Genomic DNA, 17,023 nt, shown 5'->3' on the forward strand with positions numbered 1-17,023 from the left:
AACATTATAAATTAAAAAAAATCTATTTTTTTATAAAAAAATTGTTATAATTAATAATGCCATTGCAACAATTACATTTGAACCGGGTCAGGACCGAAAAGTAGCAGCCATAAGGATTAGGATTGTGTGCGGTGGTTTTATTTTTCAAAATAAAAAAAGAGGTTTCTTTAAATGAAAAAACAAAATTACATGCAAAATGCCTTAAAGCTTGCTAAAAAAGCTGCTATTAATGGTGATGTTCCAATTGGTGCAATTATTGTTGATGAAAACGATAATATTATTGGTAGAGGATTTAATAAAAAGGAAAAAGACAAAGATCCAACTCAACATGCGGAAATTATTGCAATAAAAAAAGCATGTAAAAAAATTAATAATTGACGTTTATTAAATTGTACTATTTATACAACATTAGAACCATGTTTAATGTGTGTAGGTGCTTTGTTACAAACAAGAATAAAGCATATTGTTTTTGCTTTAAAAGATAGTAAATTTGGATGTGTTGAATCACTCTATAATTTAACATTAGATAAAAGATTTAATCATCGTAGTGAATATACTTATTCTTTAAATTTAGATAGTAAAGAAATGTTACAAAGTTTTTTTGGAGAAATTCGTAATTTATAATAAGTGTTTTTATAACAAATTTTATAAAAAATTGTTAGGATAAATATAGGTGATTTAAATGAAACATAAATCTTTTTATAGAAAGTACCGACCAAATTCTTTTTCAGAAATAATTAGTCAGGAGAATATTGTAAGAATATTAAAAAATTCTGTTTTAAATAATAGTTTTAATCATGCTTATTTATTTTCAGGTTCAAAAGGTACAGGAAAAACATCAACGGCTAAAATATTTGCTAAAGCAATTAATTGTCAAAATAACATTGATGGAGATGCATGCAATACTTGTGAAAATTGTATAAGCATTAGTTCAAATAATTGTATTGATATTTTAGAAATTGATGGTGCTTCCAATAATGGTGTTGATGAAATAAGAAGTATTAGAGATAATATTAACTTATTACCGATGAATTTCAAATATAAAGTTTATATTATTGATGAAGTTCATATGTTAACAACTTCTGCTTTTAACGCATTATTAAAAACCTTAGAAGAACCACCACAACATATTATTTTTATTTTAGCAACAACAGAACCATATAAAGTAATTCCAACTATAATTTCTCGTTGTTTATGATTTGAATTTAAAAAAATTAATGTAAATGAAACTAAAAAACATTTTATTGATGTTTTAACAAAAGAAAAAATTAATTTTGAGGTTGAAGCAGTAGAAGAATTAGCAATATTGAGCGAAGGATCTTTACGTGATGGTTTAAATTATTTAGAAAAAACATTTAATTATGCTAACAATATAGCACTTAAAAATGTTGAAAAAATATTTTCTGTTTTATCAAAAAAAAATAAAATATTATTTTTAATTAATATATTTAATTGTAATATTGAGCAAGTAATAAAACAATTAACATTATTTGACGAATATACTATTCAATATAAAAAAAATATTATTGATTTTATTTATATTCTTGAAGAAATATTAATTTATGCTATTACTAAAAAAATAGAATTACTTAAAATGATAAATATTCAACAAGTAAATATTTTTTCTGAAGTAGTAAAATCTGATTTACTTTTAATTTTAAATTCATTTAATGAAATTTTAATTCAAGAAGATGTTGATGATTTAAAACCAATATTAATATTAAAAATATTAAATTTAATTAAAAATTTTGAGAATAAATATTCATTAAATTATGAAGAAATAACAAAAATTTTTAAAAAAAACGAAATAGACAAAAATGATAAAGAATTAACTTCAATTTTAGTAAAAGAAGAAAATACTAATATTAAAGAAAAAGAAATTTTTGATGTACCAACTGTGAAAAATTTAAAAAATGATGAGATAATTGATAAAGCCATTAATTTAATTTTACAAGCTGATAAAAATATTAGAAAAGAAGTTAGTGAAAAGTGAAAAAATGTTTCTAAATTTATTAATGATAATAAATTTAGAAACATAACTAAAGTTTATATAAATACTATTATTGCGGCAGCATCTACTAATGGCATTATTATTATTACCAAAAATATTATTCAATCTGATTTAATAAATCAAAGTTTTTTAAGTAAAGAACATAGAGAATTTTTAAACATTTTATTAGAAAATGAATATATGATTTATGCCCTTGATAAAAATCAATGACAGGAAACAAGAAAAAAATATCAAGAGTTACTAACAAAAAAAATATTACCAAAATCAGTAGATATTGTAATATCAAAACCTGTAATTTATTCGTTTACCAATGTAGATAGAGATCCAACTTTAAATTTTATTAAAAAAATATTTACTGAAATTGAAGAAATATAAAAATATGAGGTGAAAAATATGGATATGAAAAGAATGTTAGCACAAGCACAAGCAATTCAAGGAAAGTTAACAAAATTTAAAAAAGAAGAATTTACTTTTTCTGATATTGATGGTTTGGTTAAAATTATTATAACAGGCGGACGTAAGCTAATTTCAATTAATATTGAAGGACTATTAAAAGAAGCAGAAAATGATTATTCAAGTATTAATGATATGTTACAAACAGAACTAAATAAAGCATTAAAACAAATAGATGAAAAAGAAAAAAATATTGCTGGTAAGTTTTAGAAGAGTTTAGTAATTTTAGCATAGAAAGAGGTAGAAAAATGTTATTTATTACCTTTGAAGGACCAGAAGGTGCAGGTAAAACTACAGTTTTAAAAATGATTAAAGAACAATTAAAACAAGATGGTTTTGATGTTATTATTACGAGAGAACCAGGTGGTAGCGAAATTTCTGAACAAATAAGACAAGTTATTTTAAATAAAGAAAATATGTTAATGGATCCATGAACAGAAGTTTTACTTTATATTGCAGCTAGAAGACAACATTTAATTGAAAAAATTCTGCCAAATAAAAACAGCAATAAAATCATTATTTCTGATCGTTTTTCTGACTCAACTTTAGCATATCAGGGTTATGCTAGAAATTTAGATATTGATAAAATAAATCTTATTCAAAAACTTATTTTTGAAGATTATCAACCTGATTTGACAGTTTTATTTGATATTAAACCAGAAACAGGTTTACAACGAATTTTATTAAGAAAAGGTGAAAAATTGAATAGATTAGATGAAGAGACAATAGAATTTCATCAAAAAGTATATAATGGTTATAAAAAAATTGCTATTAGTAATCCAAATCGCGTTCATACAATAAATGCTAATTTATCAGAAAAAAAAGTTTTTAATAGTGTTTATGAATTAATCATAAATTTAGTTGAAGAAAAAGGTTTTAAAGAAAAAAAAATTAAAATTAGAGGATTTAATGAAGGAAAATAATGTAATTTTATTTGAAAATGAAGAATCAGAAAATTTTTCTATTTTTGGGGTGAAAAATATTCCACAGGTAATTTTATTGTATTCGAAAAATAAAATATTAAATATAAATGTTAGTGATAAGTTAATAAAAAAAATTATTTGTAAAAATAATAATCAATTAAAAAAATGTACTGAAGAAAATATGTGTCAAAATTGTTTTAAAATTAAAACTAATAGTTATTTTGATTTTAAAAGATTTGATTTTAGTAAAAATAATATTATGAATAAAAATATTGTTTTAGAAATTATTAATGATTTTTCTAAAACAAATTTAGAAAAAGATGCTAATAAAATTTATTTAATAAATCAAATTGAATTTTCTTCAACTTCAGCCTCAAATGTTATGCTTAAAACTTTAGAAGAATTATCTAAAAATATTTATGTAATTTTTACTACCACTAATATTAATCAAATACTACCTACTATTAAATCTCGTTGTCAATTAATAAATTCTTCAAAAGAAAATGATATATTTTTTAGTAACAATTATGACGATGAACAATTATTAATATTAAAAATATTTTCAAATACTACTTTTTTAACAGATGAAACCAGTAAACTTAAATTAAAAAAATATATTGAAATTATTAAACAATTTATTATTAATGATAATGATAAAAAGGTTAACAATCAACTTTTGAATAAAAAAATAGTTAGTTTAAAAGAAGAAATTATTTACTTTTTTAGATTTTTTAATTTAGTAGTTTTTAATAAATTAACTTTTCTTTTATTTAAAAAGTATGATTTTAATAATTTTTTTATTGAAAGTTTAGTTAATTTATGAAAAATTAGTAATTTAAAAAGCATAGCTTATATTTTAGAACAAATTTCATTTACAATTAGTAAATTAAAATTTAATGTTAACTTAAATTTATTAATAAATTCTTTTCTTATTAAGGTAAGTGATAATTAAATTATGGAAAGTACAAAAAAAATTTTAGTTTTAAATCAATATGATAAAAAAATTAAACTTATTCAAAGAAAAGATATGTTTTGTGTTTCTTTGGATACTATTTTATTAAGTAATTTTATTAAAATAAAACCTAGTACTAAAACAATAATTGATTTTGGAACTAATAATGCTGTTATTCCAATAATTTTAGCAGCAAAATTTCACGGAAAAATAATTGGTATTGAAATTCAAAAACCAGCTGTTGAACTTGCTTTAAAAAATATAAAACTTAATGATTTAGAAAAAAGAATTGTCATTGTTCATGAAGACATAAAAATTTATGCTCAAAGAGAAAAAGAAAAAGTCAATTTAATTGTATGCAATCCACCTTTTTTTCCTTTATGAGATAAAAGCAAAGTAAAAGCACAACCTTTAAAAATCCCAGCAAGACATGAAGTATATATTTATTTAGAGGAGATTATTGTTAGCACAAGTAAATTATTAAAAGACAAAGGGCGATTGGTTATGATAAATAGTGTAGAAAGAATAAACGAAACACTGCTTTTATTAAAAAAATATCAAATTACACCTAAAAAATTACAAATAGTTTATCCTAAAATTAATCAGGCTGCCAATGTTTTTTTAATTGAAGCAGGATTTTAGCGAAAGAAGGAATGATTGTTTTGCCACCATTGATTTGTCATAATGAAAATAATACTTATATTGATGAAATAGCAAAGTGATATAAATAATCTTAATATAAATGTAAGGTTAGGTGTTTAAAATGAATATTAATTGATTAAATAAACTTAATAAAAAAATAACTTACTTATTAGCTGTATCAGGTGGTCCAGATAGTATGTTTTTATTAGATAATTTAGTACGTAATGAGTTTAAAATTATTGTTTGTCATGTTAATTATCATAAACGTTGAAGTAGTAATGTTGATGAGCAAATTGTTCGAGAATATTGCGCAAATAATAAAATAACTTTAGAAGTAAAAAATATTAAAGAAGAGGAATACAATAAAAAACAAAATTTTCAAAGTCAAGCGCGTGTACTTAGATATGATTTTTTTAATGAAATTGCTCAAAAATATCAAGTTTATAATCTTGTTGTAGCACATCATATTTACGATTTACTTGAAACATATATTATTCAAAAACAACGAAAGGCAATAGTTTCTTATTATGGGTTAAAATTTAAAACAACATATAAATCTTTATCGGTTTATCGTCCAATGTTAGAATTAAAAAAAGAAGATATTATTGACTATTTAACTTTGTATCATATTAAATATGGATTTGATGAAACAAATGAATTAATTATTTATGAAAGAAATCGAATTAGACAACAACAAATTAATAAACTTACTGATTTTGATATTAATTTAATGTTAAGTGAAATTAAAGAATTAAATAGTGAACAAGAGTTACTGAAAGATGAACTTGAAGTAATTTACAATACCATTATTAATGATGATATGCTTGCTATTAATGAGTTTAAAAAATATGAATTTAAATTACAACAAATGATTATTTATGAATTTTTAAGCCAATATGATGAAGAATTAGTTTTATCTTTAAAAAAGGCTAAAATTAAAGAAATAGTTAGAGTTTTAACTAAATCTAGTAAACCAAATATTACTATTTGTATTTCTGAAAATACCTGAGTTATTAAAGAATATAATTTTGCATATATTAGTGAAAAAAATGAACCAAAACAATTTAGTTATAAAATTTCTAAAATAAATAACTATAATTTTAAGGAAATTACTATTTCTAAAACTGAACCAACAGGTGGCGAATTTCAAGCTTTATATATTAATAAATCAGATTTTCCATTAACAATTAGAACTAATAATGGTGAAGAAGAAATTGAGACACCATTTGGTACAAAAAAAATTAATCGTTTATTTATTGATAATAAAATTCCATATCGTGAACGTCTTATATGACCAGTAATCATAAATTCAAGTGGAAAAGTAGTGGCAATTCCAAAATTATCAGTAAATAAAAACAATATTAGTGAGAAACCTAATTTGTATGTGCTAAAATATTATGGTATTATTTAAGAAAATAAATTAGAAATTAAACGTAGGTGAAAAAATAATGCAAACGCGAATTAAAATTAATTGAATGATTGTTGCACTATTCGTTGCTTTTTTAGTATTTGTTGGAATTTTATTGTGGTATTTTTTAAGAGGTAATGCTTTAACTTTAGATCAATTTCAATTAGAAACATTAGTTAGAGATGGTAAACTCCCTGGTAATAGTAGTGATACTGTTAGCAAAATTGATAGAGTACAAGTTCAATTTTTTGATCATACTACTTATATTACAGGCTTTTTAGGAATTAATGGTAAGGTAAAACGATTTGAAGCGACAGTTTCTGGAACTGCTACAGGTGGTTTTTATCATGATGTTATTGAAAAATTATTCAGAAAAGATAAAGATGGTAAAGGCTTTGATATTAATCCCACAATTATTAGTGAATTAGTTCACTTTTGAAAAAAATTTTTAATTAGTATGTTTCCAATATTAGTATTAGTTGGTGGTTCATTTTGATTATTTTCTAAAATGAATAAAATGGGTGCCGGTGGTGGTATGAATCCTTTTTCAATGGGAAAAAGTCGTGCTAAGATTAGAACATCAGATACTAGATTTACTGATGTTGCTGGTATTAAAGAAGAAAAATTGGAATTAGAAGAAGTTGTTCATTTCTTAAAGTTTCCACAAAAATATGCACAAATGGGTGCAAGAGTGCCAAAAGGAGTTCTTCTTGTAGGACCTCCTGGTACTGGTAAGACTTTATTAGCAAAAGCAGTTGCTGGTGAAGCAGGTGTTCCTTTCTTTTCAATTTCTGGTTCTGAATTTGAAGAAGTTTTTGTTGGAGTTGGAGCTTCAAGAATTAGAGAAATGTTTACTACTGCTAAAAAAAGTGCTCCTTGTATTATTTTTATTGATGAAATTGATGCAGTAGGAAGAAAGCGTGCCTCAGCTTCAACTGCAACCAATGAACAAACTTTAAACCAATTATTAGTTGAAATGGATGGATTTGAAACTAACTTGGGAGTTATTATTATGGCTGCTACTAACCGTGCTGATGTACTTGATGAAGCGTTATTACGTCCAGGTAGATTTGATCGTCAAATTTCTTTAAGTTGACCTGATATTAAAGAACGTGAAGCAATTTTACGATTACATGCTCGTAATAAAAATATTTCGCCAAAAGTTAATTTTCAAAGAATAGCAGAGAGAACGCCAGGATTTAGTGGTGCGCAGTTAGAAAATGTATTAAATGAAGCAACCTTGTTAGCTGTTCGTTATAATAAAACAGTTATTGGTTTAGTAGAAATTGATGAAGCTATTGATAGAGTTGTTGGTGGACCTGCTAAAACTTCAAGAGTAATTACTGATATGGATAAAAAAATAGTATCATATCACGAGGCTGGACATGCTCTTATTGGTTTAAAACTAGAATATGCTTCTAAAGTTCAAAAAGTTACAATAATACCACGTGGACAAGCAGGTGGATATACTATTATGACTCCTAAAGAAGATACTATGTTTTATTCAAAAGTACATTTAAGATCAACTATTACTGGTTATTTAGGTGGTCGCGCTTCAGAAGAAATTATGTTTGGTAATGCAAATATTACTACTGGTGCTCATGATGATTTAGAAAAAGCAACAAATATTGCCAGAAAAATGATAACTGAATATGGAATGTCATCTGAATTAGGATTAGTTCAATTTGAAAGTCCACGTAATGAGTATTCAGCTTTTGCAGCAAATAAGTTTTCTGATGATATTGCATCTAAAATTGATGGAGAAATTAAAAAATTATTAGATGTTTGTTATATTGAAGCAGTAGCAACAATTAAAAAACATAAAGATACATTAGAATTAATTGCCAAATCATTAATGACTTTAGAAACAATTACTGCTGAACAAATAGAATATATTGATAAACATAATAAATTACCAATTGAAGTAATAGAAATGCAAAAAAACAGTAAAAATTCTTCCAAAGAGGATAATGAATCAAATGATAAAAAGGAAGATAATAATTCAGGAACTGATGGTGATACAATATCAGTTGTTCCTAAGAAGAAATAATTAAATTATGGACTTCTCCCCACATGTACTTGTGGAGGGAACAATGAAACTGAATGAGTTCAACAATGCTTTTCAAACTGAATAGCAATGTCTTGCATATATAGCAAATTTGAAAGAAAACAAATGTATTAGGTGTTCTAGTTTTAATTTGAATACTTCTGATTAAAAAGAATAAGATGTTTGAAATGTAATCAAACATTTAGTATTCTCACGGGTACCATATTTTCAAGGTCACAAACATCTTTAAGATCATGATTTTACCTCATCTTTAGATGAATAAACATCAAACATGGAATTCCGTCAACTGATGTTTCAAAAGAATTGGGAGTGACCTTAAAAACAGCATGGAGAATGGGTCATAAAATTAGAACACGTATTGCAAAACAAGAACCTCAATTTATTGTTGAAGGCATAGTGCAAATTGATGAAATGTATCTTTCACATATGGCTTTTAAAAAACAAGGAAGATCCTTGAAAAATAAAACATTGATTGTTGGCATTTATGAAAAAACAACTAATAATTTAATTGTGAAAGTATTGAAAAATGCAAAGAGTAAAAGTCTTTTGAATTTTGCAAGAAGCCACATTTCTTCAAAATGTCATGTATATACTGATGATTGAAAAGGATATTGCGATTTCAAATTGGTTTTCCCAAAACATAAAACAATTAACCATCAAGATGGTTATGTTTCAAAAACTGGTGTAAATACTAATCAAATTGAATCAGTTTGAAAACATATAAGAAGAACATTTAAAACACATATCAAAGTTGCAAAACATCATGTTTATTTATATGCCAAAGAAGCTGCATATAAATTCAACAAGATACCTAGTTTTGAAATTGTAATGCTGTGTTTAATTTAAAAATGTGGGGACAAGTCCGTAGATACGCTTTTCTCAGCGTTTATGTGATAAAATTAAAAAATAGTACATAAAGGGAGAAAAGCGTTAAATTATTATAATAAAAAAACAAAAGTTACTATTTTAATATTTTCGATAATGTGTAAGTTTTGTTTTATTTTCTTTTTTTATTTGGTAAATATAATATAAAAAGTAATAAGGAGAAAAACAATGTTGGAAAAACATGAATTAGTAGAAAAAATATTATTAAGTACTGATGTAATTAATAATAAAATTATTGAACTTGCAAAATCAGTTAATAGTTATTATAAAGATAATAAAGAGCCCATTATTTTAGTAGGGATATTAAGAGGATGTTTACCCTTCTTATCACAATTTATGTTAAACCTTAAGATTGATTGTTTGGTTGATTTTATGTATGTAGAATCATATTTAGGACAAACAAAGGCGGTAAATAAACCAAAAATAAGAATGGATGTTATCAATAATGTTAAGGGTCGCGATTTATTAATTGTTGAAGATATTATTGATTCAGGTAATTCGTTATTTAAAATTCGTGATCATTTACAAGAACTTGGAGCAAAATCCGTAAAAATAATTACTCTTTTAGATAAGAAATCTAAAAGAGTTGCTAAAATTGAAGCTGATTGATATGGTTTTGAAGTTCCTGATCATTTTTTAGTGGGATATGGTCTTGATTACGATGAAAAATTAAGAAACTTACCTTATGTTGGTATTGCTGACCTTAATAAAATTGCAATTTTAGAAAAATGTAAAAAAAGTAGTTAAGTAAATAAGTTTAGAAGTTAATAATAATATTAAAATTTTCATTTTTTAATATAGTTCAAATATAATTAGCATTATTTTATTATGATAAAATTATACTATTAGCAGTTTTTAAGTTGTATAAGAATATTGGAGTTATAATGAGCAATCTTTTTGTTAATGTTTTAAGAGGAATCAAGAAAAGATTATTACAATATTTAGGTATTATAATACTATTAGTTATTGTAATTTCTACTCTTTCTGCGCTTTATAGTACAGCATCAAGAGCTGAATCAGGTTTTTATACAGTATTAAACAATAGTGGTAAATATGACTATCGTATTAATTTACAATTATTAAATAATTATAAAGATACTGCTACTGCAACATCAAGAATCCAAACAATTATCAAAAAACAATTTGAAGGTCATCCACAAGAACCAGAAATTGATGAACAGATAGATGAAATTAAAGAAAATAATCTTAGAAATAATAGTTTTCCTATCCTTCCTTCGGGAGTAGATATTAATAAAGATTTTGAAAATTATTTGTTAAACTGAGGATTAAGTTATCAAGGAATATTATTTAATGATATTTTAGAAAACGAAGTTAAAGATGATGAAATTTATAATTTGCAACATTATGAACTTGCTAAATCATTTTTTAAAACTTTTGATTATGAAAACGTTATTTCTCTTAAAAAAATTTATTATTCATTAGAAAATGGATTTTATACTTCAAGAGAAAGTGAATCTTTTGATTTTGCTCCAAAAAGAAATAATATTAATGAAGTTTATATTTCCGAAGGTATTAAACCTATTAATTCATTAGAAATAGTAATCAATCCTGAATTTGCACGTATTAATAATATTAAATTAAATGATTATATAACAGTTATTGATAAAGTTGAAAAGTTAAAAGTTGTTGGTTTTGGCTATGCTTATTGGGGAATTACTGGTAGTCGTACTGCAACAAATCCTAATCCCACATCTGAAAATACAAGTGCTGTTTATATGTCAAATCAATGGTTTAATAATTTAATAAAAGATTCTACATTTAGAACTAATTTAAATAATATATTTTTATTAAAAGTTAACAATAACGATAGTTATTTTGTTAGTAAGTTAGAAGAACTTTTAATTAAAACTTTTAGTTTTAGTTTTGGTTCAATTATTAGCAGTGATAGTGAAGATATTCGTTCAGGACAAATTTTAGAGAGTTTTAAAATGGAAAATATAATGTTTACAGCAATTACTCTTGTAGTATTATTAGTTATTATTTTTATCATTATGTCATATGTTAGAAAAGAAATTGATTTACAAAAACCACAGATAGGGTTATTAAAAGCCCTTGGTTATAGTAATTTTCAAATTGCTATTAGTTTTGTAATTTTAATATTTTTGATAACATTCATTTCCAGCATTATTGGTTTAGGTATTGGTCTAGGATTACAAATATGATTTAATTCGTTAAATAACATTGGTTTTTTTATGCCATTACCAGTGCTATTTTTTAGTTGGATAGTATTTATTGTAAGTTTAATAATTATTCCTATTATTTTTATAGTAATTAGTTATATGCAATCTGAAACAAAATTACGCGTTAGTCCATTATTATTAATTTATGATAGACCAAGTAATTCAAGTTCTAAACTAATTTCAGTTTTAAAATATCCTTTTCGTTATTGACCATTTAAACAACGTTTGGCAATTGCTTTTACTCTAAAATCGGTTGGAAAACTATTTTTAGTATTTTTTACTTTTATTTTTGTTAGTTTTTTATTACTATTTCAAAGTTCAGCTACTGATTTATTTGATAATAAAATAAATAATTTATATGGATATTACAATAAAGACGTTAAATGAAATACATCAACTTCATCAATGTATACATATACTAATGATTCTAATTTAAAAATTGATAAGCATGTTTTTGATTGAGTTTCAGAAAAAGATATTGCGAAAGATAAAGAAACGGGTACTAATAAATATCATCAATGAGTAGCTGATGATTTTCATATTGATAATGACAGTAAAGCTAAAAAAATTGAAAGTTTTATTATTAATAATAATTTTAAAAATTATTTTATGAATAGTGAAGAAATTAATATCCTTTATCAAAAAACTAAAACCAAATCTGATTGTGAAGATTTTATTAATCCAAAAAAGATAATACCTGAACCATTAATGGAAGCTATTTGTCAAAATATCCATCAAGTATTTAATTATATTTCAACAAATACAGGTATTAATCCAGAAATAGACCCGTTGCCTGGTATTAGTTTAGGTTTAAATATTTATAATAATAATTATTATCCAACTATTGAAATAAATTTAAGGCCTCCTAATGAATGAAAAGGGCATAATCAAGGTCGCATGCTCGCAAAAAAAAATAAAGCAACAGGACTTTATAATGATCCAAATCAAGATTTAGTTTGAAAAAATTGATTTAACTTTAAAGAAGCAAAAAATCGTGATATTGATCCTATTTTTAATAATTCTCATAATTTACAAGTACAAAAGGTTACTTATACTGATAATCAAGGACAAAATATAAAAACTACAGCTTATATTTTACCAGCAGTTATTTCAAAAACATTATCAATTTTAAATGATTATAAAATTGATGATCACTTTTTAATGTTAGCAAGTTGATATAATTATACAATTCCAGTAATTTATCAAGTTAAAGGAATAATTGAAAATAATTTAGACAATTCTAATGTTTATATTAATCTTGATGATTTACGAACATCTATTGGATTAATAAAACCTTCCCAGTCAGAAGAACCAAAACCAATATCAGATTCTTTTAATCATTGATTATCTAAAGAGAGCAATATTTTTCCATTAAATTATATAAATATTTTACAACCATCTGCAGAATATACTAAAGAACAAATATTAGCAAAAAATTTAGAACCTATTAATAAAATACCTTTTATTAATGATTTAGTTAAAAGATTATTGGTTGAAATATTTGATGGAATTAGAACAATTATAAATATTGCAAAAATTTTAACATTATTTGCTGTAGCTTTTGTATTGGTAATTATTGTTAATATGATTTTAGATAATAATTTATTAATTATTGCAATGATGAAATCTTTGGGTTATCGTGTAAATGAAATTAACAGATTGATTATTGGCTCCTATATTATTGCTTTATTGGTTGCTTTTATTTTAGGAACTATTATTTCTTATGTTGTGTGAAATATTATTACTTTAATTATTGCAACTAAAGCAGGCGTTGTTTTTAATGTGGCTGCTAATCTAGTTACAATTTTGTCTTGCTTTGGAATGGTATTTTTAATAATGGTTATTGGCTATGCTGTTGGTTTGTATTTAATTAAATACAAACCAGTAACAGCTTTATTACAAGGAAGTTAAAATATTTTTTAAGCATTTCTATATAAATAAGGTAAAGTAATTGATAAAATGAGTGTGTTATTTATAAAAGCATGGAATTAAAAAGGAGAAATGATTATGAAAAAAGATAATAAGATAATTAAAAAAGATGATAAAGACATTGGAAGTAAACAAGTAACTAAAAATAAGTTAGAATCTAGTTTTACAAAGAAGTCAGTATCTAAAAATGAAGGTACAATACCACCAGTAACCCATAAATCTCGTGATAAACCAGAATCAAAGGAAGAAATAGAAGCTAATAAAGCAAAATTGCAAGCTTTTAAAGATAATCAAAAAGCAATTAAAAAATTAACAAAAACTCATTCAAAAGAAATTTTAACAGGTAAAATTATATCAATGACTAATAATACCCCTGATACTAACACTAATGTTATTGAATTATTTGATGTTAAAAAATCTTACTTAACTGGAGACTTAGAATACGAAGTACTAAAAGGAGTTAATTTAAAAATTAAATTAGGTGATTTTGTTGTTATCTTAGGACCATCGGGAAGTGGTAAGACAACATTATTAAATATTATTTCGGGGTTAGATAAACCTAATACTGGTGATGTTTTTGTGGTGGGATATAATTTATCTTTATTAAAAGATAGTCATTTAACTAAATTTAGACGAGATAATGTTGGTTTTATTTTTCAACAATACAATTTATTAACTAACTTAACTGCTCGTGAAAATGCTGAAGTTGGTGAAAATCTTGCTAAAAATAAAAATATGAGTATTGATGATATTTTTCAAGTTATTGAAATGGATGAACATATGAATAAGTTTCCAAGTCAATTATCGGGTGGACAACAACAAAGAGTATCGATTGGTAGAGCACTAGCAAAAAATCCGACAATTTTATTTTGTGATGAACCAACAGGAGCGCTTGATGAGGAAATGGGGCGTAAGGTATTAGAGATTTTATTGGATGTTAATCGAGAATATAAAACATCAATTATTATGGTTACTCATAATCCTAACTTCCAATATGTTGCAAATACTGTTATTAACGTTAAAAATGGTAAAATTATTAGTGTAAAAAATAATGAAAAACCAATGAAACCAAGTGAAATAAATTGAAGTTAATATTATTAATTAAATAAACTAACAAATTGTTAATAGAAAAAATATCATAATAAAGGAGTAAAAATATGATATTTTTTGAAACACCTAGATTAAAAATTAGACAGTGAAAAGATAGTGATTTAGTTCAACTTGTTTTATTAAATTCTGATAAAGATGTCATGAAATATTTTTCTAGTACATTATCAAAAGATGATACAAAAAAATATTTTTCGAAAATTAAAAATAATTTAAATAATAATGGATTTGGTTTTTATGCTGTTGAATTTAAAAAAGACAATAATTTTATTGGTTTTAGCGAAATTGATTTTATTGATGATTTTAGACCATGTATTGAAATTGGTTGGCGTTTTAAAAAAAGTGTTTGAGGTGAAGGAATAGCAACAGAAGCAGCTAAAGAATGTTTAAGATATGCAAAAAAACAATTTAAAATTCACTGAAATTTATAGTTTTACTACTATATTAAATATTAAATCAGAAAATGTAATGAAACGAATAGGTATGAAAAAAATAAAAGAATTTTATCATCCAAAAATAAATAAAAGTGATATTTTAGCAAAACATGTTTTATACAAAATTAATATTTAGAAAGTAAAAAAAGTTTAATAAATTGTCTATCATTTTTATAGATATCTATTAGTAGAAATGTTTAAATTAAGCTTTAACCCTTATATTTATAATAAGGGTTTTATTATAAAATTTAAAATTAATTGTTGACAGTAGAATTTGGTATTGAAAATTGATATCATTATGTATAAACCTAAACAATCTTATTTAATTTAATTTTTTATTTTAAATACAAAGGATGAAAACAATGAAAGAAACTAAACTTGAAATTAATGGACGTATTTTAACAGAGCAAGAAGCATTAAGATATCAAAAAATACAAGATTTATATAAACAAAATTATGATATTTATGGGCGTAATTGAGAAAGAAATTATAATTGTGAAACTTTAAATAGCGAATTTAGAAATAAAAGTAAAGAAGAGTTAGCAAAATTTGTTGCTAATTTACCTAATGTTCAAATTAAAATGGCAGGTAGATTAATGACAAAAAGAGAAATGGGAAAGGGTTCAATCTTTGCTCATTTGCAAGATCAAACAGGTAAATTTCAAATTTATTTAAAACCAGAATATGTTAATCAAAAAAAATTTGAATGATTTGCAGAATATGCAGATTTAGGAGATTTTTTTGGTATTAAAGGTAAGGTTATGAAAACCAATAAAGGAGAACTAACAGTTCAAGTCTATGATATTGTAATGTTATCAAAAGCACTTAGACCTTTACCAGATAAATTTCATGGTTTAACAGATATTGAAGAACGTTATCGACGAAGATATGTAGATTTAATTATGAATCAAGAAACTAAAAAAACGTTTTTACAACGTACACAAATTATTAATGAATTAAGAAATTTTTTAAATAATAAAGGTTATTTAGAAGTTGAAACACCTATTTTACAAGAAGTATATGGTGGTGCTGCTGCTAAACCTTTTATTACTTATCATAATACATTAAAAACCGATTTATATTTACGAATTGCTACTGAATTACATTTAAAAAGATTAATAGTTGGTGGTTTTGAAAAAGTTTATGAAATTGGTAGATTATTTCGTAATGAAGGTATGAGCAAAAAACATAATCCAGAATTTACAACTATTGAAATTTATGTTGCCTATCAAGATATGAAATATATGATGGATTTAATAGAATCTTGTATAAAACATTTAATTAATATAGTACATAATAAATTAACATTAGAATATGATGAAAATATATTAAATTTTGAAAAATCATGAGCAAAAATTAGTATGATTGATTCAATTAAAAAAGCCATGATCAAAGATGAAGAGTTTACTAAAATTTTCCAAGAAATTAGTGATATGATTTTAAAATATCATAATATTGAAGATGATAATATTAGAAAAATTGAAAAAAATAAAACATTTAAACTTATATTAAAACTTGCAAAAAGTTATAAACTTCATATTCCAGAACATTATAATAGTACTGGTCATATTATTAATTTATTTTTTGAATCTTTTGTTGAAGAAACTTTAATTCAACCTACTTTTATTTTTGATTATCCAATTGAAATTTCACCACTTGCTAAATTAAATAAAAATAGTAAAGAGTTTACTGATCGTTTTGAATTATTTATTGTTGGTAGAGAATATGCAAATGCTTATTCGGAACTAAATGATTCTTTACAACAATATAACCGTTTTGAAGAGCAAATAAAAGAAAAAAATAGTGGTAATGATGAAGCAGCAACTATGGATTTAGACTTTGTTGAAGCATTGGAGTATGGTATGCCACCAACAGGTGGATTAGGAATTGGTATTGATCGTTTGGTTATGTTAATAACTGGTCAAAATAGTATTAAAGATGTATTATTATTTCCACATATGAAACCTAGAACTGAAAAATAATTTTTGTGATAAATTTTTATTATATAAA

At 23.9% G+C, this 17,023-nt stretch carries 14 protein-coding genes and 1 other RNA gene; all 15 read left to right on the forward strand.

Annotated features, from left to right (window positions below; all coding sequences use genetic code 4):
- Positions 1-51 precede the first annotated feature (51 nt).
- Positions 52-146: signal recognition particle sRNA small type (ffs, locus tag AAHM85_RS04815), an RNA gene on the forward strand.
- A 25-nt stretch (positions 147-171) separates the two neighbouring features.
- Complete coding sequence (locus AAHM85_RS04820) at positions 172-624, forward strand: nucleoside deaminase (protein WP_342261196.1); 453 nt, start codon at positions 172-174, stop codon at positions 622-624.
- 58 nt (positions 625-682) lie between these two features.
- Positions 683-2,386, forward strand: coding sequence for a DNA polymerase III subunit gamma/tau (gene dnaX / locus AAHM85_RS04825; protein WP_342261197.1), 1,704 nt, complete (start codon positions 683-685; stop codon positions 2,384-2,386).
- 18 nt (positions 2,387-2,404) lie between these two features.
- Complete coding sequence (locus tag AAHM85_RS04830) at positions 2,405-2,674, forward strand: YbaB/EbfC family nucleoid-associated protein (protein ID WP_342261198.1); 270 nt, start codon at positions 2,405-2,407, stop codon at positions 2,672-2,674.
- Positions 2,675-2,712: 38 nt separating this feature from the next.
- On the forward strand, positions 2,713-3,387 hold the full coding sequence (gene tmk / locus AAHM85_RS04835; RefSeq protein WP_342261199.1) for a dTMP kinase: 675 nt from the start codon (positions 2,713-2,715) through the stop codon (positions 3,385-3,387).
- Entirely contained in the window at positions 3,374-4,339 is a 966-nt protein-coding gene (locus AAHM85_RS04840) for a hypothetical protein (RefSeq protein ID WP_342261200.1), read from the forward strand. The genes tmk and AAHM85_RS04840 overlap by 14 nt, the downstream gene beginning before the upstream one ends.
- A gap of 3 nt (positions 4,340-4,342) precedes the next feature.
- Positions 4,343-4,981 carry a tRNA1(Val) (adenine(37)-N6)-methyltransferase gene (locus AAHM85_RS04845; protein WP_342261201.1) on the forward strand — a complete coding sequence of 213 codons (639 nt, stop codon included), beginning with the start codon at positions 4,343-4,345 and terminating at the stop codon, positions 4,979-4,981.
- A gap of 121 nt (positions 4,982-5,102) precedes the next feature.
- On the forward strand, positions 5,103-6,392 hold the full coding sequence (gene tilS / locus AAHM85_RS04850) for a tRNA lysidine(34) synthetase TilS (protein WP_342261202.1): 1,290 nt from the start codon (positions 5,103-5,105) through the stop codon (positions 6,390-6,392).
- Between the two features lie 37 nt (positions 6,393-6,429).
- Complete coding sequence (ftsH, locus tag AAHM85_RS04855; RefSeq protein ID WP_342261203.1) at positions 6,430-8,439, forward strand: ATP-dependent zinc metalloprotease FtsH; 2,010 nt, start codon at positions 6,430-6,432, stop codon at positions 8,437-8,439.
- A gap of 180 nt (positions 8,440-8,619) precedes the next feature.
- Positions 8,620-9,303 carry an IS1595 family transposase gene (locus tag AAHM85_RS04860; RefSeq protein ID WP_342261204.1) on the forward strand — a complete coding sequence of 228 codons (684 nt, stop codon included), beginning with the start codon at positions 8,620-8,622 and terminating at the stop codon, positions 9,301-9,303.
- Between the two features lie 207 nt (positions 9,304-9,510).
- Positions 9,511-10,089, forward strand: a complete 579-nt coding sequence (hpt, locus tag AAHM85_RS04865; RefSeq protein ID WP_338961573.1) for a hypoxanthine phosphoribosyltransferase — start codon at positions 9,511-9,513, stop codon at positions 10,087-10,089.
- Positions 10,090-10,226: 137 nt separating this feature from the next.
- Complete coding sequence (locus AAHM85_RS04870) at positions 10,227-13,454, forward strand: ABC transporter permease (protein WP_342261205.1); 3,228 nt, start codon at positions 10,227-10,229, stop codon at positions 13,452-13,454.
- 96 nt (positions 13,455-13,550) lie between these two features.
- On the forward strand, positions 13,551-14,564 hold the full coding sequence (locus tag AAHM85_RS04875) for an ABC transporter ATP-binding protein (RefSeq protein WP_342261206.1): 1,014 nt from the start codon (positions 13,551-13,553) through the stop codon (positions 14,562-14,564).
- A 65-nt stretch (positions 14,565-14,629) separates the two neighbouring features.
- Positions 14,630-15,010, forward strand: coding sequence for a GNAT family N-acetyltransferase (locus AAHM85_RS04880; protein ID WP_342261207.1), 381 nt, complete (start codon positions 14,630-14,632; stop codon positions 15,008-15,010).
- A gap of 365 nt (positions 15,011-15,375) precedes the next feature.
- Entirely contained in the window at positions 15,376-16,995 is a 1,620-nt protein-coding gene (locus AAHM85_RS04885; RefSeq protein ID WP_342261208.1) for a lysine--tRNA ligase, read from the forward strand.
- Positions 16,996-17,023 lie beyond the last annotated feature (28 nt).

It is taken from the genome of Spiroplasma endosymbiont of Notiophilus biguttatus (assembly GCF_964030985.1).
GTDB classification, from domain to species: Bacteria; Bacillota_I; Bacilli_A; order Mycoplasmatales; family VBWQ01; genus Spiroplasma_E; species Spiroplasma_E ixodetis_A.